We start from the raw sequence: 21,671 nt of genomic DNA, 5'->3' as shown, positions 1-21,671 counted from the left end.
GCCCCGAAGCCCCGCCGGGAATACCCGGCCGGGCGTATCGAAACCCTTGCGGCACAGGAGAACACATGCCGGTCGAGTCGGGAACCTTCCTCGCCTTCGTGGGCGCGAGCATCCTGCTGCTGCTGCTGCCGGGGCCGACGGTGCTCACCGTCATCTCGCAGTCGCTCGCGCATGGCCGGCGCACCGCGCTGCCGAGCGTGCTCGGCGTGGGGCTGGGCGATCTCTGCGCCGGCACGCTGTCGTTGCTGGGGGTCGGCACGCTGCTGGCGGCCTCGGCCACGGCCTTCGAGGTGATGAAGCTCGCCGGCGCGGCCTATCTCGTCTGGCTCGGCGTGAAGATGTGGCGGCATCCGCCGGAGGGGGCGCTGAGCGTCGCGGTGGCGCCGGCGCGGCGGTGGGTGATGTTCCGCGACGCGGCGCTGGTGACGCTGTTCAACCCCAAGGGCATCCTGTTCTTCGTCGCCTTCGTGCCGCAGTTCATCCGGCACGACGCGCCCTTCGTGCCGCAGGCGGCGGTTCTGGTGGTCACCTTCGCCGTGCTCGGCATGCTCAACAGCTGGGCCTACGCGGCGCTGGCCAACCGGGCGCGCGACCTGATTCGCCGCCCCGCGGTGCTGCGCGGCGCCACCCGCGGCGCCGCGGGGATGCTCATCGCCGCCGGAGTGGCGGCCGCCTTCACCCGCCGCGCGGCCTGAAGAGCCGCACCGCCCGAGCCCCGCGCAGAGGGCCGCGCCCGACCCTGGGTGGGCGCGGCTCCGCCCGTGGGGGGCGGTTTATCGTGAAGCCCCGGACGCGGGCTGAGCGGTAAGCGGCATCGCCATCGCGCCCTCCCGCGGGGAGGGTCGGGCGCGGCCCGGGCTGGTCGCCCGGGCGGAAGGGTGGCGGGAGGCGACTGTCTGTTCGGACCTTGCAGCGCAGACGCCGGGCCGCCGAAACAACGACATCCTCCGCCCCCTGCCACGCCGCTGCCAGGAACGGAGGGCCGCGCCCGACCCTGGGTGGGTGCAATCACGCTTGTGGGGAGCGGTTTATCGTAAAAGCCCCGGACGACGGCTGTGCGGCTCAGAGCATCGCCATCGCGCCCTCCCGGGGGGAGGGTCGGGCGCGGCCCGGGCTGGTCGCCCGGGCGGAAGGCATGGGGCCGGGAGCGTCGGCCCTGAGGCTCAGGCCTCGAATTCGACGAGCAGGTCCTTCGCGTCGACGGCGGAGCCGGCCGGGGCGTGGATGGCCTTCACCTTGCCCCCCGTCTCGGCGTGCAGGGCGGTCTCCATCTTCATCGCCTCGATCGTGAGCAGCATGTCGCCCGGCTTCACCTCCTGCCCCGGGCTTACCGTGACCGAGGAAATCACCCCCGGCATCGGGGCCGCCACATGCGAGGCATTGCCCGGCTCGGCCTTCGGCCGGCGCATGGTGGAGGCCTGCACCTTGCGGTCGGGCACCCGCACCACGCGGGGCTGGCCGTTGAGCTCGAAGAACACCCGCACCTCGCCCTTGTCGTCGGTGTCCGACACCGCCTGCAGGCGGATGACGAGGCGCTTGCCGGGGTCGATCTCGGCCTCCACCTCGTCGCCCGGCTCCATGCCGTAGAAGAACACCGGCGAGGGCAGCGTGCGCACCGGGCCGTAATCGGCATGGCGCTTCATGTAGTCGGTGAACACCTTGGGATACATGAGGTAACCGCAGAGGTCCTCGTCGTCGATCTTCATGTCGAGCTCGGCGGCCACCTTCGCCCGCTCGGCCTCGATGTCGACCGGGGGCAGGGTGGCGCCGGGGCGCTCGGTCATCGGGGCCTCGCCCTTGAGCACCTTCTTCTGGATGCCCTCGGGGAAGCCGCCCACCGGCTGGCCCATCTCGCCGCGCATCAGCCCGACGACCGAATCCGGGAAGGCCACGTCCTTGTCCGGGTTCTCCACATCGGCGCGGGTGAGCCCGGCGGAGACCATCGACAGCGCCATGTCGCCCACCACCTTGGAGGTGGGGGTCACCTTGATGATGTCGCCGAACATCTTGTTCACGTCCGAGTAGGTCTTGGCCACCTCGTGCCAGCGCTCGGCGAGGCCCATGGAGCGGGCCTGGGCCTTGAGGTTGGTGAACTGGCCGCCGGGCATCTCGTGGAGATAGACCTCCGAGGCGCCGGATTTCATGTCGGACTCGAAGGCGGTGTAGAGCCGGCGCGTGGCCTCCCAGTAGTCGGAGATCTCGCGCACCGCCTCGATGTCGAGCCCGGTGTCGCGCGCCTCTCCGCGCAGCGCCTCGACGATGGAGCCCAGGCAGGGCTGCGAGGTGAGGCCGGAGAAACTGTCCATCGCCGCGTCCACCGCGTCGACCCCGGCATCGGCGGCGGCGAGGATGGTCGCCGCCGCGATGCCCGAGGTGTCATGGGTGTGGAAATGGATCGGGATGGAGACTTCCTGCTTCAGCGCGGTGATGAGCCGCTTCGCCGCCGCGGGTTTCATCAGCCCGGCCATGTCCTTCACGCCCAGCACATGGGCACCGGCGGCCTCCAGCTCGCGCGCGAGCTTCACGTAATAGTCGAGCGAGTATTTCGGCCGCGAGGGGTCGTTGATGTCGCCGGTGTAGCAGAAGGTGGCCTCGAGGATCTTGCCGCTCTCCAGCACCGCGTCCATGGCCACGCGCATGTTCTCCACCCAGTTCAGCGGGTCGAACACGCGGAACACGTCCACCCCGCTCTTCGCGGCGCGGGCGATGAAGGCCTGCACCACGTTGTCGGGGTAGTTGGTGTAGCCCACGCCGTTGGAGGCGCGCAGCAGCATCTGCTTGAGCAGGTTGGGCATCTTCTGGTCGAGGTCGCGCAGCCGCTGCCAGGGGCATTCCTGCAGGAAGCGGTAGGCGACATCGAAGGTGGCACCGCCCCAGCACTCCATGGAGAAGAGCTGGGGGAGGTTGTGGGAATAGGCCTCCGCCACGTTGAGCATGTCGATGGAGCGCATGCGGGTGGCGAGCAGGCTCTGGTGGCCGTCGCGCATGGTGGTGTCGGTGATGAGCAGCTTCTGCTCGCGCAGCATCCAGTCCGCCACCGCCCTGGGGCCCGCCTCCTGCAGCAGGGTGCGCGCGCCGCGGGGGGTGATGTCGGTGCGCAATGCGGGGGGCTTGGGCACGCGGATGTCGGCCGGGGGCTTCGGCAGGCCGGCCACCTCGGGGTTTCCGTTCACCGTGATGTCGCCGATGAAGGTGAGGATCTTGGTCGCCCGGTCCTGGCGCGTGGAAAACTCGAAGAGCTCCGGTGTCTCGTCGATGAACTTGGTGTGGTAGGAATAATCCAGGAATTTCGGGTGCTTGAGCAGGTTCTCCACGAAGGCGATGTTGGTGGAGACGCCGCGGATGCGGAACTCGCGCAGGGCGCGGTCCATGCGGGCGATGGCGCCCTCGGGCGTCGGGGCCCAGGCGGTGACCTTCTCCAGCAGACTGTCGTAGTAGCGGGTGATCACCGCGCCGGAATAGGCCGTGCCGCCGTCGAGCCGGATGCCGAAGCCGGTGGCGCCGCGATAGGCGGTGATGCGGCCGTAATCGGGGATGAAATTGTTGCGCGGGTCCTCGGTGGTGATGCGGCACTGCAGGGCATGGCCGCGCAGCACCACGTCTTCCTGCCGGGTGACACCGGTGGCCTCGGCCAGGGTGCGGCCCTCGGTGACGAGGATCTGGGCGCGCACGATGTCGATGCCGGTCACCTCCTCGGTCACCGTGTGCTCCACCTGCACGCGCGGGTTCACCTCGATGAAGTAGAAGGCGCCCGTGTCCATGTCCATCAGGAACTCGACCGTGCCGGCACACTGGTAATCGGCGTGGCGGGCGATCTTCAGGCCCAGCCCGCAGATCTCCTCGCGCTGCTCGGGCGTGAGGTAGGGGGCCGGCGCGCGCTCCACCACCTTCTGGTTGCGCCGCTGCACCGAGCAGTCCCGCTCGTAGAGATGGTAGATGTCGCCGTGCTGGTCGCCGAGGATCTGCACCTCCACGTGGCGGGCGCGGCGGATCATCTTCTCGAGGTAGCCCTCGCCGTTGCCGAAGGCGGCCTCGGCCTCGCGCCGGCCGGCGAGCACCTTCTCCTCCAGCTCGTCCGGGCCCATGATCGGGCGCATGCCGCGCCCGCCGCCGCCCCAGCTCGCCTTGAGCATGAACGGGTAGCCCACCTCGTCGGCCATGCGGCGCACCTCGGCCATGTCGTCGGGCAGCACCTCTGTGGCGGGGATCACCGGCACGCCGGCCTCCACCGCCGCGCGGCGGGCCGAGGCCTTGTCGCCCAGCATGCGCATGGTCTCGGCCTTCGGGCCGATGAAGGCGATGCCGGCAGCCTCGCAGGCGTCCACGAACTCGGGGTTCTCCGAGAGCAGGCCATAGCCGGGGTGGATCGCGTCGGCGCCCGACATGCGCGCCACGCGGATGATCTCGGGGATGGAGAGATAGGCCGCAACCGGCCCCAGCCCCTCGCCGATGCGGTAGGCCTCGTCGGCCTTGAAGCGGTGCAGGCCCAGCTTGTCCTCTTCCGCGTAGACCGCGACGGTCCGCTTGCCGAGCTCGTTGGCTGCCCGCATCACGCGGATGGCGATCTCGCCCCGGTTGGCGACCAGGATCTTCCTGAAGCTGCGCATCGTCTTCCTATCCCCTTGTTCTTGTTTCTGTCGCCATGCGGCGGTGCCGAAGCGCCTGCCGCAATGCACAACGGATTCAACTGGGTATTGCTGTTGCAAACCGGCAGGATGTCAAGCGCCGGGAGGGGCGGGAGCGCGGGTTGCCGCACTCTCCCGGGCCGCTATCATGGGCCCGTCGCCCCGGCACCGCACCAGACAGGAGGACCACGCCCCGTGAAACTCTTCGACCCGAAGACCCGCTTCTCCGGCCAGCGCAACCAGAAGATCTACGCCGCCTACGAGATAGCCTACACCGCGGTGGATTTTTCCGCGGCGCTGCTGTTTCTCGCCGGCAGCTTCCTGTTCTTCCGCGAGGCCACCCAGACCGCCGGCACCTGGCTCTTCGTCATCGGCTCGGTGTGCTTCGCGCTCAAGCCCACGATCCGGCTGGTGCGCGAGCTGCACTACTGGCGCGCCGGCAGCCTCGACACGCTGGCCCGCCGCGCCGAGGAGTGAGGCTCAGCGCTTCACCGGCACCAGCAGCGTCTCGGGGCGGTGGGCGGCGGCCGCGCGGAACAGCGAGAAGGTCTGGTTCACGTAGTTCACCGCGCCGGAGACATGGTCGATATGCGCCTCCAGCTCCGGGGTGCGCTGCGCCTCGACGAGCTGCACCGCGCGGTCCTGCGGCTCGGTCTCGAAGCTGCAGTAGAACCAGGGCTCGCCGCGGCGCAGCACGATGTCCTTTTCCGGCTCGTGCCACTCGAAGGCCCACATCAGCGGCCGCGGCCAGAGGTGGATGGGGAAGCGCCCGCCGAAGATGGTGCCCGGCAGCTGCTCCTTTCGGTAATGCATGAAGGCCGAGAGCTGGGTCATGTACACCGGCTCGTCGGCCAGGAACATGTAGGGCAGGGTCACCTGGATGGTGGGGCGGTCGCGGTAGCGCCACTCCGCCTCGCCGGTGACATGGATGAGCTGCGCGAGCTTGGAGGAGCGCACCGGGCTCGCCTCGCCCAGCATGTTGCGGATGGCGGGCTTGCCCTCCTTCGAGCGCACGAAGCGCAGGTGCAGGTCGAAGGGGCAGCGGATCATGAAGTAGCGGCTCTCCATGTTGATCACCGCCGGGCAGCGCGAGGCGGATTTCGCATGGGTGCGGTTCATCTCGGCCGAGCGCACGCGCTCCGGCGGGTCGTAGACCACACCGCCCTTCGCATCGGCCAGCAGCCAGCCCACCTGCACGGGGCCGGAGCGCCGGGGGGCCACGGGGGCGGGCTCGTCACGGAACCAGTCGGAAAGCGCCACGGTCAGTCTCCTCGGCGGGTAGTCGGGCGGCGAGGATAGGCCGGGGCAAGGCCCGGCGGCAAGAGAGCCGGCGCGGCCCGCGTGCGCCCGGTCACACGGCCGCCTGGCCATACCCCTCAGGACAGCGCCGTCCGCATGCGCGCCGCTCAGGCGGGTTCGAACTGCGGCAGGCAGGCGCGCACCTGCTGCACCACGCCGGCGCGGCCGGGGCCGGCCACGATCACCACCAGCCGGCTCTCCGGGGCGAGCCCCCCGGGCCAGGCCGGCAGGCGCGTGGGCGGGTGGCTGAGGTGCTGCACCGCGTGCACCACCACCGGCTGGTCCGGCGCGTCGTCGAGCGCCACCAGCCCCTTGAGGCGCAGCAGGTCGCGCCCGAGGCTGCGCTGCAGGATGTCCACCGTCATCTCGATCGCGCCGGGCGACAGCGGCGCGCGGGCGCGGAAGCCGAAGGCGGTGATGTCGTCGCCATGCGCGGAAGTGTCGTGGTGGTGATGATGCGCGTGCCCGTGCCCATGAGCGTGGTCATGGCCGTGCCCGTGCTCGTGGTGATGGTCATGGCCATGCCCGTCGCGGGCATCGCGCAGCCAGGCGGCCACGTCGGGGGGTTTTCCGGCGGGGTCGAAGGCGGCGAGGGAGAAGAGGTCCTGCGGGGTCACCTCGCCGGCGCGCATCAGCCGCGCGTTGGCGTTCAGGCCGGCGAGCCGCGCCTCCAGCCGGGTGAGCTCGGCGCGGGAGGCGGGGTCGGCGGCGAGCTCGGTCTTGGAGACCAGGACGAGGTCGGCCACCCCGGCCTGGCGGCGGGCCTCCTCGAAGCGGTCGAGCACCGTGTCGCCGTTCACCGCGTCCACCACGGTCACCACGCCGTTAAGCACGAAGCGGTTGAGGATGGCGTCGTCGATCATGAAGCCGGCCAGCACAGGCGCGGGGTCGGCGAGGCCGGTGGTCTCGATCACCACGCGGGAAAAGGCGGGGCCGGCGCCGGTTTCCGCCTCGTGGCGCAGGCGCAGCAGTGTGGCGCGCACGTCGCCCGAAACCGTGCAGCACAGGCAGCCGGTGGTCATCGCCATCGCGCGCGGGTCGTCCTCCGGCGCGCGGGCTATGAGCGCGCCGTCGAGCCCCACCTCGCCGAACTCGTTCACGATCACCGCGGTATCGCCGAAGCCGGGGGCGGCTATCAGCCGGTTGAGCAGCGTGGTCTTGCCCGCGCCGAGAAAGCCGGTGACGATGGTGACGGGGATGCGCTCTGGCAGGTCGGGCATGGCGGGGTCTCCTCGGATGCGGGGGGCACCCTAGCCGAGGCCCCGCCGGGCGGCAACGCCGGCCCCCGCCATCGCGCGTTTGACACTTGTTTGCGGGCTACCTAACGTCCGTCCCGGGGCGTCTGCCGCCCCGGTCCTCCAGCGCAGCGCAGAGCGAAGCCAGAGAGCCGATCCGTTCGCCCGCATGCCCGGGAGGGCGCGGCCGGCCCGCGCCGCCGCCCCGGAGCACCGGCCCGGATCCCGCCCGAAAGACCAGACGAAGGAGGGCATCGAGATGCTCAGCAAGACCGATTTCTACATCGACGGCGCCTGGGTTTCCCCGGCCGTTCCCGCCACGCTGGACGTGATCAACCCCGCCACCGAGGAGCCCTGCGCGGTGATCTCGCTCGGCTCCGCCGCCGACGTGGACCGCGCGGTGGCCGCGGCGAAGCGCGCCTTCCCGGCCTGGGCCGAAACCCCGCCGGCCGAGCGCCTCGCCCTGCTGCGCCGCCTGCGCGAGATCTACGCCAGCCGCATCGACGATGTCGCCGCCGCGATCAGCGCCGAGATGGGCGCGCCCATCCGCCTCGCCACCCAGGCCCAGGCCGGTGCCGGCCTCGCGCATCTCGACGCGTTCCTGCGCGTGCTGGCCGAGTTCGAGTGGGAGCGCCCGCTGCGCGACGACGCGATGGGCGAGCATATCCTGCTCGAGCCGATCGGGGTCTGCGGGCTCATCACGCCGTGGAACTGGCCGATGAACCAGGTGATCCTGAAGATCGCCCCGGCGCTCGGCGCCGGCTGCACCGTGGTGCTGAAACCCTCCGAGGTGGCGCCGCTCTCCTCCATGCTGGTGGCCGAGATGGTGCACGAGGCGGGCTTCCCCGCCGGCGTGTTCAACCTGGTGAACGGTGACGGCCCGGGCGTGGGCACCGCGCTCTCCGCCCACCCGGACGTCGACATGATGTCCCTCACCGGCTCCACCCGCGCCGGCATCGCGGTCACGAAGACCGCCGCCGACACGGTGAAGCGCGTGTCGCTGGAGCTGGGCGGCAAGAGCCCGAACCTGGTCTTCGCCGATTCGGACGTGGCCGCCGCCGTGCGCCGCGGCGTGGTGCAGTGCTTCAACAATACCGGCCAGTCCTGCAACGCGCCCTCGCGCATGCTGGTGGAGCGCGGCATCTACGAGCAGGCTGTCGAGATCGCCGCCGCCACCGCGCGCGACACCGTGGTGGGCGACCCGAAGGAAGACGGCAAGCACATCGGCCCGGTGGTGAGCGAGGCGCAGTTCGGCAAGATCCAGGGGCTGATCGAGACGGGCATCGCCGAGGGCGCGCGGCTGGTCGCCGGCGGCCCGGGCCGGCCCGAGGGCTTCAACCGCGGCTACTACGTGCGCCCCACGGTGTTCGCCGACGTGACCAACGAGATGACCATCGCGCGCGAGGAGATCTTCGGCCCGGTGCTTTCCCTCATCCCGTTCGAGAGCGAGGAGGAGGCGATCGCGATCGCGAACGACACGGTCTACGGCCTCTCCGCCTATGTGCAGACCGGCGACGCCGAGCGCGCCCGGCGCGTGGCGCGGCGGCTGCGGGCCGGCATGGTGCACGTGAACGGCGCCACCCGGGCCTCCGGCGCGCCCTTCGGCGGCTACAAGCAGTCCGGCAACGGGCGCGAGGGCGGCACCTGGGGCGTGGAGGATTTCCTCGAGGTGAAATCGGTGGCCGGCTGGATCGCCGCCGAGTGAAGGCACCCCGGGCGGGTCGGAGCACTCCCCCCCGCCCGGCGGCCCCCGGCACGGGCGTTGCGGAGCGGAGCGCCGGGCGTCTCCCGATTGCGGCGTGGCCGCAATCGCCGGGGGCGTGCTGCGCACGCACCCGGGTGCGGGGCGCAGCCCCGCGCGGAGACGCTTCCCCCGCCGTTGCGCACCGGCACGGGCCGGGCGCCCGGCAGGGGCGTCAGGCGTCGCGCTGGCAGAAGTCGCGCGGGCAGAAGCCCAGTTCGCGGCGGAACATCGCCGAGAAGGCGCTCGGGCTCTCGTAGCCGAGGTCGAGCGCAACGGTGGTCACGGAGGCGCCGGTGGCGAGCCGGCCCATCGCCTCGTGCAGCAGCGCCTGCTGGCGCCACTCGGAGCAGGTCATCCCCAGCTCGCTGCGGAACAGCCGGGTGAGGGTGCGCCGGCTCACGTTGCCGATGCGGGCGAGATCGTCCTTGCCCAGCGCGATGCCGGGCTCGGCGAGGATCGCCTGGCAGATGCGGTAGAGCCGCCGGTCCTTCGGCATCGGCATCGCCAGCTCGCGCCGCCCGGCGCTGCGCATCTCCTGCTTCACCAGCGTCACCACGGCGGCGAAATGCTCCGCCCCGGCGCCGGTTTCCTGCAGGCGCACGACCTCCTCCATCAGCACCTTCAGCAGCTCCGAGGCGCGGAACACCACACAGTCCGCCGCGCGCTCCAGCGCCGCGTCGGCGCCTACGTAGATGCTGCGCAGCTCCACCGGCCCGTGCACCCGCACCTGGTGCATGGTGCCCGGCGGGATCCACAGCGCATGGCCGGGCGGCACCACCTGGCTGCCGCGGTCCGTCACCACGGTGATCATGCCGGTGAGCGGGCAGGTGAGCTGGCCGCGGGCATGCTTGTGGCGCGAGGAGAGCGCGGCCCCCGAATAGCGGGTCCCGATGCCGATGAAGGGCTCGGGCAGCGCGTGGATGCGGCTCACCAGCGCGCAGGCTTCCTCCGGACCGCCGGCACGGAACCGCCCCTCGGAGACCGTGGCCCCCGCCGGAAACCCTGCCGCGTCCGGAGCCGGCGCGGGCAGGGGCGGCCGGGCACGCCGCTCCATGGGCCTGCCTGCCGCCGGACCGATATGCGTCTCGTGAATTCCCACTGCCGTAACCCCGTCCTGTCGTATACTTGCCACGACAAGGTCGCATAACCTGCGCTGCAGTGCAAAAGGTTCGCGCGGCGGCGGGCCAGGCACACGATATCGTGCAGGCGCGCGCTGCCCCGGTGGGGGTCCGGGGCCGGCGGGGGAGGACGGCTCAGCGCGGGTCGACGGGCCGGATGGCCGGGGCGCGGGCCTCGATCACCGCGCCGGCCGAGAGCATCAGGTTTTCCGCGAAGCGCGCGCCGAGGATCTGCACGCCCGTCGGCAGCCCGCCCTCCGCCCCGGTCGGCACGGCGAGCCCGGGCAGGCCGAGGATGGGCGGCGCCGTCATCGGCGCCATCTCGGAGAAGAGCGTGCCGAGCTCGGCATGCGGCTTCTGGTCATGCCCCAGGGGGTAGGGGCGCTGCCAGGAACAGGCGGTGAGCAGCAGCGGCCACTCCTCGAAGAAACCCAGCCAGCGGCGCAGCAGGGTGTTGCGCGAGGAGAAGGCGGTGATGAACTCCGCCCGCTCCAGCGGCTTCACCCGGTCGGTCATCAGCCCGACGAAATTGCGCAGCCGGTCGTCGCCCTGGGCGTGGATGGCGTCGAGCATGCCGCCCAGCATCTCGTTGCCCAGAACCTGGATCCACAGCTCGGTCGCCTCGTCGAGCGAGGGCGGGGCCACCTCCTCCACCTCGTAGCCCGCGTCCGAAAGCCAGCCTGCCGCGCGGCGGATGGCGGCGGAGACCACCGGGTCGGTCGGCCCGCTTTCAGCCTCGGCCAGCACCGCCACCCGGCAGGGCCGGCGCACCGCCGTGGCGTCGAACGGCTCGGAGGGGGTCCACCAGGGGTCGCGCGCGTCGCGCCGCGCGAGCGCGGTCATGCTGCGGCGGATGTCGGCCACCGAGCGGGCCAGCGGCCCCTGCACCGAGGACATGGTGCTCACCATCGGCCGCTCGGCCGCCTGGCCGGGGTTGAAGGCCGGCACCACGCCGGAGGTGGGCCTGAGCCCCACCAGCCCGCAGCAATAGGCCGGGTAGCGGATGGAGCCGCCGATGTCGTTGCCGTGCCCCATCGCGCCGATGCCGGCGGCGGTGGCGGCCGAGGCGCCGCCGGAGGAGCCGCCGGGGGTGACGCCCGCGTCCCAGGGGTTGCGCGTGGCGCCGTGCAGGTCGTTCTCGGTGAAGAAGCGGTAGGAGAAGGCCGGCGTGTTGGTGCGCCCGATGATCACCGCGCCGGCGGCGCGCAGGTTGGCCACCACCGTGCCGTCATCCGGGGCGATGTTGTCCTTCAGCGCCACCACGCCGTTGGTGGTGGCGCGGCCGCCGTAATCGACGTTGACCTTCACCGTCACCGGCACGCCGTGCAGCGGCCCGAGGGCGGCGCCGGAGGCCCGGGCGGCATCGGCGGCGCGGGCCGCCTCCAGCGCCGCCTCGGGCAGCGGGTCGACCACGGCGTTGATGGCGGGGTTCACCGCCTCCATCCGCGCGAGGGCGCTCACCGTCGCCTCCTCCGAGGAGATGGCGCCGGCGGCGATCCCCTCCGCCAGCGCGCTGGCGCTCCAGCTCCACAGCTCGTCACTCATGCGGCGTCTCCCCTCTGCCAGGCGGCCGGGCGGGCCGCGTCAGCCGGGCTCAGACGGCGGCGCGGGCGTCGAAGAAATCGCGTCCCGGCACCGCGGCCAGCAGCTCGGCGGTGTACTCGGCCTTCGGCGCGTCGAACAGCTCGGCAGCGCCGCTCTGCTCCACGATCAGGCCCTTCTTCATCACGATGATACGGTCCGCGATCTCGCGCGCCACCCTCAGGTCATGGGTGATGAACATCATCGACAGGCCGAACTCCGCCTTCAGCTCCGCCAGCAGGTCGAGCACCTGCGCCTGCACCGAGACATCGAGCGCCGAGACCGCCTCGTCGGCGATCAGCAGCTCGGGGTCGAGCGCGAGGGCCCGGGCGATGCACACGCGCTGGCGCTGGCCGCCGGAGAACTCGTGCGGGTAGCGGTCGAACGCCCCGGCGCCGAGGCCCACCCGCTCGAGCCAGCGCTTCGCCGTGGCGCTCGCCTCGGCGCGCGAGGTGCCGAAGGCCATCGGCCCGCGCACGATGCTCTCGCCCACCTTCAGCCGGGGGTCGAGCGAGGCGTAGGGGTCCTGGAACACGATCTGGGCGCGGCGGCGGAACTGGCGCAGCGCCTCGCCGCGCATCAGCCGCACGTCCTCGCCCTTGTAGCGGATGGCGCCGTCATCGGCCTCGATCAGCCGCAGCACCATGCGCGCGAGCGTGCTCTTGCCCGAGCCGCTCTCGCCCACCACGGCCAGCGTGTCGCCGCGGCGCAGGCGGAAGTCGAGCCCCCCGGCGGCGATCACCCGGCGCTCGGGCGCGAAGAACCCCTGCTTGGTCACGAAGGTCTTCATCAGCCCGGCCACCTCGAGCAGCACCTCGCCGCGCCCCTCGGCATGGGCGGGGGCGCCGCGGCCCGGCACGGCGGCGAGCAGGTGGCGGGTGTACTCCTCCGCCGGCGTGTGGAGCACGGCGGCCGCCGGCCCCTGCTCCACCACGCGGCCGTAGCGCAGCACCACCACGCGGTCGGCGATATCGGCCACCACGCCGATGTCATGGGTGATGAACAGCACCCCCATGCCGCGCTCGGCCTGCAGCTTCTTGATCAGGTCGAGGATCTGGCGCTGGGTGGTGACGTCGAGCGCGGTGGTGGGCTCGTCGGCGATCAGCAGGCGCGGGTTGTTGGCGAGCGCCATCGCGATCATCACGCGCTGGCGCTGGCCGCCGGAGAGCTGGAAGGGAAAGGCCCGCACGGCCGAGGCCGGGTCCGGCAGGCCCACGTCGGCGAAGAGCGCCACGGCGCGGGCCTTCGCGTCGCGCGCCTTGGGGTCATGGGTGAGGATGGCCTCGGCCACCTGCTCGCCCACGCGCTTGAGCGGGTTGAGCGCGGTGAGCGGCTCCTGGAAGATCATCGAGATGCCGGCGCCGCGCAGGGCGCGCATCTCCGCCTCGGAGACCTTGAGCAGATCGCGGCCCTCGAACATCAGCTCGCCGCCGCCCGGGCGCACCTTGGGCGGCAGCAGGCCGAGGATGGCATGCGCGGTCATCGACTTGCCGGAGCCGCTCTCCCCCACGAGGCAGACGATCTCGTTCGGCGCGATGTCGAAGGACACGCCGTCCACCGCCCGGGGCCGGTCGGCCCCGGCGGGCAGGTCGAGCGCGAGATCTCGGATGGAAAGCAGGGTCATGAGCGCGAGATCCGGGGGTTGAGGGCATCGTTGAGGGCTTCGCCCACGAGGTTGATCGCCACCACGGTGATCAGGATGGCGAGGCCGGGGAAGACGCTCATCCACCAGGCCTGGCGGATGACCGTGCGCCCGGCGCCGACCATGAAGCCCCAGGACATGTTGTTCGGGTCGCCCAGTCCCATGAAGCTCAGCGCCGCCTCGATGAGGATGGCGGTGGCGATGGTGAGCGAGCCGGTGACGATGATCGGCGAGATCGCGTTCGGCAGCACGTGGCGCAGCACGATGGAGGCGGTGGACTGGCCCTGGCAGCGCGCGGCGGAGATGAACTCCCGCGTGGAGATGGTCATCACCTGCGCGCGGGTGAGGCGGGCCAGCGGCGGCCAGCTCACGATGCCGATGGCGAGGATGATGGTCCAGAGCGAGGGGTTCAGGATCGCCACCAGCAGGATGGCGAGCACGAAGTTCGGGATGGTCTGGAAGATCTCGGTGAAGCGCATCACCAGCATGTCCACCCAGCCGCCGAAATAGCCGGCGAGGCAGCCCAGCACCACGCCGATGCACAGCGCCGCGAGGGTGGAGGCAACCCCGATCAGCAGCGAGACGCGCGCGCCGTGGGCGATGCCCGAGGCGATGTCGCGGCCCAGCGTGTCGGAGCCCAGCAGCATGCCGTATTCGCCGGGCGCGGCGAAGGGCACGCCGGTGATCTCCCAGGGCGAGGCGGGGTAGAGCACCGGCGCCAGCACGGCGAGCGCCACCACGAGGGCGAGCAGCACCAGCCCGATGACACCGGTCTTGCGGGTGAGGAAGGTCTTGAGCGTGTCGTTCATCTGTTCGGGTCCCTCAGCGCGCCGCGAGCCGCGGGTCGATCATCCGGTAGATCAGGTCGGTGAGCAGGTTTACCAGGATGACCAGCACCGACATCACCAGGAAGAGGCCCAGCAGCACCGGGTAGTCGCGCTGCAGCACCGCGTCGTAGGTGAGGCGGCCGAGGCCGGGCCAGGCGAAGACCGTCTCCACCACCACGGCGCCGCCGATCATCGCGCCCGCCTGCAGGCCGGCGAAGGTGATCACCGGCAGCGAGGCGTTGCGCAGCATGTGCCGGCGCAGGATGCGGCCCTCGGTGAGGCCCTTGGCGCGGGCGGTCTTCACGTGGTCCTCGTGGCTCACCTCGATGATGGAGGAGCGCATGAGCCGGGTGTAGACCGCCATGTAGATCGCCGCGAGCGAGACCGCAGGCAGCACCAGGTGCGAGGCGACATCGGTGATGTAGTGCCAGGTGGTGAAACTGTCGGCCCGGATGGAGGCATAGCCGAAGGCCGGCAGCCAGCCGAGCTGGATGGAGAACACCAGCACCAGCATCAGCCCCAGCCAGAACACCGGCGTGGCGTAGAGCAGGAGAGCGCCCATCGAGATCAGCGTGTCCGACCAGCGCCCGGCCCGCCGCCCGGCCAGCGCGCCGAGGAAGATGCCTCCGGCGAGCGCCAGGGTGAAGGAGGTGAGGGTGAGCAGCAGCGTGGGCCAGAGCCGCTCCATGATCAGGTCCGCCACGTCGCGGCGCTGGCGGAAGGAATAGCCCAGATCGAACTGCACCACCTTGCCCAGGTAGGTGCCGAGCTGGACGATGTAGGGCTGGTCGAGCCCGTATTCGGCGCGCACCTCGGCGAGGAACTTCTCGTCCGTGGCGCCCGATTGCCCGGCCATCACCGAGGCCGGGTCACCCGGCGCGGAATGCACCAGGATGAAGTTGATCGTCGCGATGACGAGGATGGTGGCGGCCAGCCCGGCCAGCCGCACACCGATGCGTCGTATCTGAAGCACGCGTTGATTATCCTGCGTATTTGGCGGAAGCGAAGTTGCCGTTCGCGCCCGTGGCCGAGACGATGAGATCCTCCAGGCGATTGTCGTAGATCGTCGGGTACTGGTTCTCGGTCAGCCAGGCCACCGGCACCTCCTCCACGAGCAGCTTCTGCACCTCGGAGTAGAGCTGCTGGCGCGTGTCGTCGGAGGTGGCCACCGCGGCCTCGGCGAACAGCCGGTCGACCTCGGGGTTGGAGTAGCCGGCCGTGTTGGTGAACATGACGCCCTTGCGGATGTTGGACGAGACATAGGTGCGGGCCACGCCCAGCGCCGGATCACCGAACTGGTAGAGCATGTTGGTGGTGATGTCGAACTCCCAGTTCGACACGGCGGAGGCCCAGCCGGCCACGTCGGTCGAGATCAGGTTCACGTTGATGCCGCCCTGCGCCAGCGCCTGGCGGATGAACTCGGCCGTGCGCACCCAGGTCTCGCCATAGGGCGGCACCGGGTAGTCGATGGTGACACGGTTGCCGTCGGAACCGGGGGTGAGGCCCATCTCGTCGAGCAGGGCCGTGGCCTTCTCGATGGAGAGTTCATACTGCTTCACGTCGCCGTCGTAGAACCGGGTGGTGGAGGCGATGGGCCCGGTCGCCACCCTGGCGAGACCGAAGAGGATGCGGTCGCGGATGAACTCGCGGTCGATCAGGTGCATCACCGCCTGGCGGAAGCGCTTGTCGTCCATCGGTTTGTTGCGGCAGTTGAATTCCAGCCAGGAGACGGGCGAGAAGAACTCGTAGCCCTCGGTGGTCATGGTGAGATGCGGCAGCGCGGAGAGGCGCTCCACGTCGAAAGTCTCCACATCGCCCCACTGGGCGAGCTGGGCCTCGCCGGTCTCCAGCGCCACCGAGCGCGAGGCGGCGTCGGGGATCACCCGGTAGTAGATCTCGGTGAGATGCGGCTGGCCCTCGCCGTAATACTCGTCGAAGGCCTGCAGGTGGATGTGGCTGCCGCGCACCCATTCGTTGAACTTGAACGGGCCGGTGCCGATCGGGGTCTGGTTGTGCTCGGAGTTGCGATAGTCCTCGCCCTCGTAGAGATGCTTGGGCACCATCGGGGCCGAGGAGGTCTCGAAGGCCAGCAGGAAGGGCGCGAAGGGCTCCTTGAGCTTGAACACCACGGTGTAGTCATCCGGCGCGGTGATGCTCTCGCAGCGGTCGAAGGTGGCGCGGGCGCGCGGGTGCACTTCCTTGAGGAAATCGTCGCAGGTGAACACCACGTCGGCGGCGGTGAAGGGCTCGCCGTCATGCCACTTGGCGTTCTTCACCAGGTGGAAGGTGTAGGTGAGCCCGTCCTCGGACATCTCCCAGCTCTCGGCCAGCTGCGGGCCGGGGGTGAGCTTCAGGTCGTAGCTCAGCAGGCTCTCGTAGATCTTGCCGCCCACCACGCCGGTGGGGGTCTGCTGGTTGAGCGCCAGCTGCAGGATCGGCGGCTCGGGCTGGATGATGGCGGTGAGCCCGCCCTCGGCGGCCTGCGCGAAGGCGGGGCGGCCCAGGCCGACGCCGCTGACGGCAACCGCGCCGGACATGAACAGCAGGTGGTTGAATTCGCGGCGATTCATGGCATGTCCTCACTGGATGGGGAAACGGGAATTTCGTACCGGATGCTAGGGGCGGTCAATCCCCCGGTCTCATGAGAAGGGGCCATTCACCATCGTGGAAGGGTCAGCCGGTCGGATCGGTGCGCGAAACCATGCGGAAACGCGCCCCCGGATGGGCCAGCCGCGCCCAGGTGATGGTGGCCGTGGCCGACCAGGTGCGCCGCTCCAGCACGAAGAGCGGCTCGCCCGCCTCCATGCCCAGCAGCCGGCGCTCCTCCGCGTCGGGCATCGCGGCGGAGAACACGTGCTCCGAGCTCGACCAGGGCACCTCGCGCACCAGCCATTCGTTCGGGCCCTCGGCCTCGAAGGGCATGGCGGCGGCGCCGGGCACCTCGGAGCGGTTGATCCAGCGGGTCTCGAGCTGGTGGGGCAGCCCGTCGGCGAAATGCAGGCAGCGCAGGAACAGCACCGGCGCGCCGGCCGGCAGCTCCAGCCGGGCCGCGGCCTCGGGGCCGGCACCCTCCTCGCGGCGCTCGATCAGGTGGTAGCCATAGCGGCGGCCCGAGCCCTCGACCTCGGCGCGCACCAGCGGGATCTCGAAGAAGGCGCCGCGCCAGTTGCGCCGGGCCACCCGGGTGCCGGCGCGGCGGCGGCGCTCCAGCAGCCCGGCCTCGGCCAGCTCGCGCAGGGCGCGGTTCACGGTGGAACGCGCCGAGCCGTAACGCTCCGCCAGCTCGGCCTCGTTGGGGATCAGGTCTCCCGGGGCCCATTCGCGGGCCGAGATCCGCGCCAGGATGTCCTCCTTGATGTCGCGGAAGCTCGCCATCACAGCGCGCCGGTGAGCGCCGAGATCGCCGCGCGGTAGTTCGCCTCCACCTCCGTGCGGGCCACGTGGCGACCGGCCACAACCCGGTGCCGCCCGGCCGACCAGAGATCGGCCACCGGCCCATCCGCCCCGGCGAAGATCCAGCCGTCGACGAACTGTTGCGGCGTGAGCCCGGCGAAGGTGAGCGCGCCTGCGTCGAGGGCCATCACGTCGGCCAGCAGGCCGGGGGCGAGGGCACCCGCCTCGCGGTCGAGCGCACGGGCCGCGCCCGAGGCCGCGCGCAGGAACAGGTTTTCCCCCACCGAGCCGCCGCCCTCGGGCGCCAGCACGTTGCGCGCCCGGTCGCGCAGGCGCTGGCTGTATTCGAGCGCCCGCAGCTCCTGCGCGAGGCTCACGCGGATGTTGGAATCGCTCCCCACCCCGAAACGCCCGCCGGCGCCGAGGAAGCGCGGGCCGTCGAAGATCCCGTCGCCCAGGTTCGCCTCGGTCACCGGGCAGAGGCCCGCCACGGCGCCGGAGCGGGCCAGCGCCTCGGTCTCGCCGGGCTGCATCTGGGTGCAGTGGATCAGGCACCAGCGCTCGGAGAGCCCGGCATTGTCGAGCAGCCATTGCACCGGGCGCGCGCCGAGCCAGGCCTCGATCTCCTCCACCTCGCGCTCCTGCTCGGCGGCGTGGATGTGGATCGGCCCCGGCGAGGAGAGATGCGCGAAGACATCCGTCGTGACCGCGCGCAGCGAATGCGGCGCAACCCCGATGCGCGTGTCGCCCGGCATGCCCTCGAGGTCGAGCGCCATCATCAGCCGGGAGAAGCGCTCCATGTCGTTGCCGAAGCGCTTCTGCCCGCCTTCCAGCGGCTGCGCCCCTGGCCCGCCGTGGCTGTAGAGCACCGGCAGGTGGGTGAGGCCGATGCCGGTGTCGCGCGCCGCGGCGAAGATGCGCCGCGAGGTCTCGGCGATGTCCTCATAGGGCGCGCCGCCGGGCTGGTGGTGCAGGTAGTGAAACTCCGCCACCGCGGCGAAACCCGCCTCCTGCATCTCCACGAAGGCCATGGCGGCGATAGCCCCGATCTGCTCCGGGCTCAGCAGGTCGAGGAAACGGTACATCAGCACCCGCCAGGTCCAGAAACTGTCACGCTCCGGGGCGCGGGCCTCGGTCATGCCGGCCATGGCGCGCTGGAAGGTGTGGCTGTGCAGGTTCGAGGGCGCGGGCAGCAGGATGCGCGGCGCCGCCCCCTCCACCCCGGTGCGCACCGCGGCGATGGAGCCGTCGGGGCCTACGTCCAGCGCCACGTCGCGGGCCCAGCCCCCGGGCAGGAGCGCATGCGTGCCGGTGATGAGCGTGGTGGTCTGGGTCATGGCGGCCTCCTGCTGGCTGTTGGGGGGAAGCTTAGCGCGGGCGCGGCATCCGGTAAATATGTGTAGACATAAAAAGGGTACTCTCCTACATTTTCCGCCATACCGCGACGACAGCAAGGGATTGCGCGCCGATGCCGGACCTGATTCTCACCAACGCGACCCTCGCCACCATGCAGGAGGGCGGAGCGCCCTACGGGCTGGTGGAGAACGGCGCCGTGGCGCTGCGCGAGGGGCGCATCGCCTTCGCCGGGCCCGCGGCGGCGCTGCCGGCCGAGCATGCCCGGCTGCCGGTGCAGGACCTCGGCGGCCGGCTGCTCACCCCCGGGCTGATCGACTGCCACACCCATATCGTCTTCGGCGGGGACCGCGCGCGCGAGTTCGAGATGCGGCTGGAGGGCGCGAGCTACGAGGAGGTGGCGCGGGCCGGGGGCGGCATCGTCTCCTCCGTGCGGGCCACGCGGGAGGCCTCCGAGGAGGCGCTGGTCGCCGCCGCCCTGCCCCGGCTCGACGCGCTGCTGGCCGAGGGGCTGACGCTGATCGAGGTGAAATCCGGCTACGGGCTCGATATCGAGACCGAGCTGCGCATGCTGCGCGCCGCACGGCAGCTCGAGCGGCTGCGCCCGGTGCGCGTGCTCACCAGCTTCCTCGGCGCCCACGCCGTGCCGGCCGAGTACAAGGGCCGCTCAGGCGCCTATATCGACGAGGTCTGCCTGCCGGCCCTGCGCGCCGCCCATGCCGAAGCGCTGGTCGACGCGGTGGACGGGTTCTGCGAGGGCATCGCCTTCAGCCCGGAGGAGATCGGCCGGGTGTTCGACACCGCCCGCGCCCTCGGCCTGCCGGTGAAACTGCATGCCGAGCAGCTCTCCGACCTCGGCGGCGCCGCGCTCGCCGCCCGGCACGGCGCGCTCTCGGCCGACCATCTCGAATACCTCGGCGAGGAGGGCATCGCCGCCATGGCCGCCGCCGGCACCGTCGCCGTGCTGCTGCCCGGCGCCTTCTACACCCTGCGCGAGACGAAGCTGCCCCCGGTGGCCGGCCTGCGCGCAGCCGGCGTGCCCATAGCGCTCGCGACGGACTGCAACCCCGGCACCTCGCCGCTCACCTCGCTGCTGCTCACGCTCAACATGGGCTGCACCCTGTTCCGCCTCACCCCGGAGGAGGCGCTGGCCGGCATCACCCGCGAGGCGGCCCGCGCCCTCGGCGCCACCGATTGTGGCATGATCGCGCCGGGACTGCGCGCCGACCTCGTGGCCTGGAACGTGGCCCATCCGGCGGAACTGGCCTATCGTATCGGCTTCAACCCGGCGCATGCGCGCTGGTTCGGAGGTTTGGAATGCAGCTGACCCCCGGCGCGGTGAGCCTCGATGCGCTCGCCCGGATCTATTTCGAGGAGCTCGCCGTTGCGGTGAACCCGGCGGCGAAACCGGCGGTCGATGCCGCGGTCGCGCGGGTGGCGGAGGCCGCGGCGGGCTCGGCGGCGGTCTACGGGGTGAACACCGGCTTCGGCAAGCTCGCCTCGGTGAAGATCGCGCCCGAGGACACGGCAACCCTGCAGCGCAACCTCATCCTGTCGCATTGCTCGGGCGTGGGCCCGGCCATCCCGCGGCGCGTGGCGCGGCTGATGATGGCGCTCAAGCTCGCCTCGCTCGGCCGCGGCGCCTCCGGCGTGCGCTGGAAGGTGATCGAGTGCATCGAGGCGCTGCTGGCGAAGGGCGTGACACCCGTCATCCCGGCGCAGGGCTCGGTGGGCGCCTCGGGCGATCTCGCGCCGCTGGCGCACATGACCGCGGTGCTGATCGGCGCGGGCGAGGCGGAGTTTCGCGGCCGGGTGCTGCCCGGGGCCGAGGCGCTGGCCGAGGCCGGCATCGCCCCGGTGGAGCTGGGCCCCAAGGAGGGGCTGGGCCTGATCAACGGCACCCAGTTCTCCACCGCCTTCGCGCTCGCCGGGCTGTTCGAGGGCTGGCGGTGCGCGGAAGGCGCACTCGTCGCCTCCGCCCTCTCGACCGACGCGATCATGGGCTCCACCGCGCCGCTGGAGCCGGAGATCCACGCCCTGCGCGGCCATCGCGGCCAGCTCGAAACCGCCGCCTTCCTGCGCGCGCTGCTCGACGGATCGGAGATCCGCGAGAGCCACCGCGAGGGCGACGCCCGGGTGCAGGACCCCTATTGCATCCGCTGCCAGCCGCAGGTGACCGGGGCGGCGATGGACCTGATGCGCCAGGCCGCCGCCACGCTGGAGATCGAGGCGAACGCCGTCACCGACAACCCGCTGGTGATCTCGGGCGCCATCGTCTCGGGCGGGAACTTCCACGCCGAGCCGGTGGCCTTCGCCGCCGACATGATCGCACTCGCGCTGGCCGAGATCGGCGCCATCAGCCAGCGGCGCATCGCGCTGATGGTCGACCCCGCGCTGAGCCATGACCTGCCGCCCTTCCTCACGCCTGCGCCGGGGCTGAACTCGGGACTGATGATCGCCGAGGTCACCTCGGCCGCCCTGATGAGCGAGAACAAGCAGCGCGCCAACCCCTGCTCGACCGACAGTACCCCCACCTCCGCCAACCAGGAGGACCATGTCTCGATGGCCGCCCATGGCGCGCGGCGGCTGATGGACATGGCCGACAATCTCGGCCGCATCGTCGGCATCGAGCTGATCTGCGGCGCGCAGGGCATCGCCTTCCGCGCGCCGCTGGAAACCTCGGCGCCGCTGCGCGCCGTGATCGCCCGGCTGCGCGAGGAGGTGCCGCCCCTGCAGGAGGACCGCTACCTCGCCCCCGATCTAGAGGCCGCGGCGGTGCTGATCCGCTCCGGGGCGGCTGCCGCCGCCTCCGGCCTCGCCGTGCCGCCGCTCGGCGCCTGACGCTTCCGGAGAA

16 protein-coding genes are annotated in these 21,671 nt (G+C 71.4%); 5 read left to right on the top strand and 11 right to left on the bottom strand.

The genetic code is table 11. The features are described from left to right. Positions 1-65: 65 nt before the first annotated feature. Positions 66-695 carry a LysE family translocator gene (locus tag D3P35_RS08300; protein ID WP_118134245.1) on the top strand — a complete coding sequence of 210 codons (630 nt, stop codon included), beginning with the start codon at positions 66-68 and terminating at the stop codon, positions 693-695. A gap of 468 nt (positions 696-1,163) precedes the next feature. Here D3P35_RS08300 and D3P35_RS08295 read toward each other — a convergent pair whose 3' ends face one another. After that, a complete protein-coding gene (locus D3P35_RS08295) occupies positions 1,164-4,607 on the bottom strand; it encodes a pyruvate carboxylase (RefSeq protein ID WP_118134244.1) in 3,444 nt (1,147 codons plus the stop codon). Positions 4,608-4,820: 213 nt separating this feature from the next. On the opposite strand from D3P35_RS08295, the gene D3P35_RS08290 reads away from it, so the two are divergent. Continuing rightward, positions 4,821-5,102, top strand: a complete 282-nt coding sequence (locus D3P35_RS08290; protein ID WP_232830426.1) for a YrhK family protein — start codon at positions 4,821-4,823, stop codon at positions 5,100-5,102. Between the two features lie 3 nt (positions 5,103-5,105). Here D3P35_RS08290 and D3P35_RS08285 read toward each other — a convergent pair whose 3' ends face one another. Next, the gene (locus tag D3P35_RS08285; protein WP_232830425.1) at positions 5,106-5,885 is read right to left on the bottom strand and encodes a hypothetical protein; all 780 of its coding nucleotides are present in this window, start codon (positions 5,883-5,885) and stop codon (positions 5,106-5,108) included. Between the two features lie 146 nt (positions 5,886-6,031). Beyond that, positions 6,032-7,144, bottom strand: a complete 1,113-nt coding sequence (locus D3P35_RS08280) for a GTP-binding protein (protein WP_118134242.1) — start codon at positions 7,142-7,144, stop codon at positions 6,032-6,034. A gap of 274 nt (positions 7,145-7,418) precedes the next feature. Here D3P35_RS08280 and D3P35_RS08275 point away from each other — a divergent pair, with 274 nt between their 5' ends. Next, the gene (locus D3P35_RS08275; RefSeq protein WP_118134241.1) at positions 7,419-8,864 is read left to right on the top strand and encodes an aldehyde dehydrogenase family protein; all 1,446 of its coding nucleotides are present in this window, start codon (positions 7,419-7,421) and stop codon (positions 8,862-8,864) included. A 211-nt stretch (positions 8,865-9,075) separates the two neighbouring features. On the opposite strand, the gene D3P35_RS08270 is transcribed toward D3P35_RS08275, so the two are convergent. From D3P35_RS08270 to D3P35_RS08235, 8 genes are all read right to left on the bottom strand, one after another. Continuing rightward, positions 9,076-9,957, bottom strand: a complete 882-nt coding sequence (locus D3P35_RS08270) for a helix-turn-helix domain-containing protein (RefSeq protein ID WP_118134240.1) — start codon at positions 9,955-9,957, stop codon at positions 9,076-9,078. Between the two features lie 199 nt (positions 9,958-10,156). Beyond that, positions 10,157-11,566, bottom strand: a complete 1,410-nt coding sequence (locus D3P35_RS08265; protein ID WP_118134239.1) for an amidase — start codon at positions 11,564-11,566, stop codon at positions 10,157-10,159. A gap of 49 nt (positions 11,567-11,615) precedes the next feature. Then, a complete protein-coding gene (locus D3P35_RS08260; protein WP_118134238.1) occupies positions 11,616-13,226 on the bottom strand; it encodes an ABC transporter ATP-binding protein in 1,611 nt (536 codons plus the stop codon). Then, the gene (locus D3P35_RS08255) at positions 13,223-14,053 is read right to left on the bottom strand and encodes an ABC transporter permease (RefSeq protein ID WP_118134237.1); all 831 of its coding nucleotides are present in this window, start codon (positions 14,051-14,053) and stop codon (positions 13,223-13,225) included. The genes D3P35_RS08260 and D3P35_RS08255 overlap by 4 nt, the downstream gene beginning before the upstream one ends. A gap of 13 nt (positions 14,054-14,066) precedes the next feature. Further along, complete coding sequence (locus D3P35_RS08250) at positions 14,067-15,044, bottom strand: ABC transporter permease (protein WP_232830424.1); 978 nt, start codon at positions 15,042-15,044, stop codon at positions 14,067-14,069. A gap of 7 nt (positions 15,045-15,051) precedes the next feature. After that, on the bottom strand, positions 15,052-16,641 hold the full coding sequence (locus D3P35_RS08245) for an ABC transporter substrate-binding protein (RefSeq protein WP_118134236.1): 1,590 nt from the start codon (positions 16,639-16,641) through the stop codon (positions 15,052-15,054). Between the two features lie 103 nt (positions 16,642-16,744). Further along, a complete protein-coding gene (locus D3P35_RS08240) occupies positions 16,745-17,446 on the bottom strand; it encodes a UTRA domain-containing protein (RefSeq protein WP_232830423.1) in 702 nt (233 codons plus the stop codon). Continuing rightward, a complete protein-coding gene (locus D3P35_RS08235) occupies positions 17,446-18,801 on the bottom strand; it encodes a formimidoylglutamate deiminase (protein WP_118134234.1) in 1,356 nt (451 codons plus the stop codon). The genes D3P35_RS08240 and D3P35_RS08235 overlap by 1 nt, the downstream gene beginning before the upstream one ends. A gap of 131 nt (positions 18,802-18,932) precedes the next feature. On the opposite strand from D3P35_RS08235, the gene hutI reads away from it, so the two are divergent. Beyond that, positions 18,933-20,144, top strand: coding sequence for an imidazolonepropionase (gene hutI, locus D3P35_RS08230; RefSeq protein WP_118134233.1), 1,212 nt, complete (start codon positions 18,933-18,935; stop codon positions 20,142-20,144). Then, positions 20,135-21,658, top strand: coding sequence for a histidine ammonia-lyase (gene hutH, locus D3P35_RS08225; protein WP_118134232.1), 1,524 nt, complete (start codon positions 20,135-20,137; stop codon positions 21,656-21,658). The genes hutI and hutH overlap by 10 nt, the downstream gene beginning before the upstream one ends. The last annotated feature ends 13 nt before the right edge of the window (positions 21,659-21,671 follow it).

This window comes from Oceanicella sp. SM1341 (assembly GCF_003448965.1).
In the GTDB taxonomy this organism is placed as follows: Bacteria; Pseudomonadota; Alphaproteobacteria; order Rhodobacterales; family Rhodobacteraceae; genus Paroceanicella.
The sequence above is the reverse complement of the archived record's forward strand: the minus strand, read 5'-3'. Positions and strand labels throughout refer to the sequence as shown.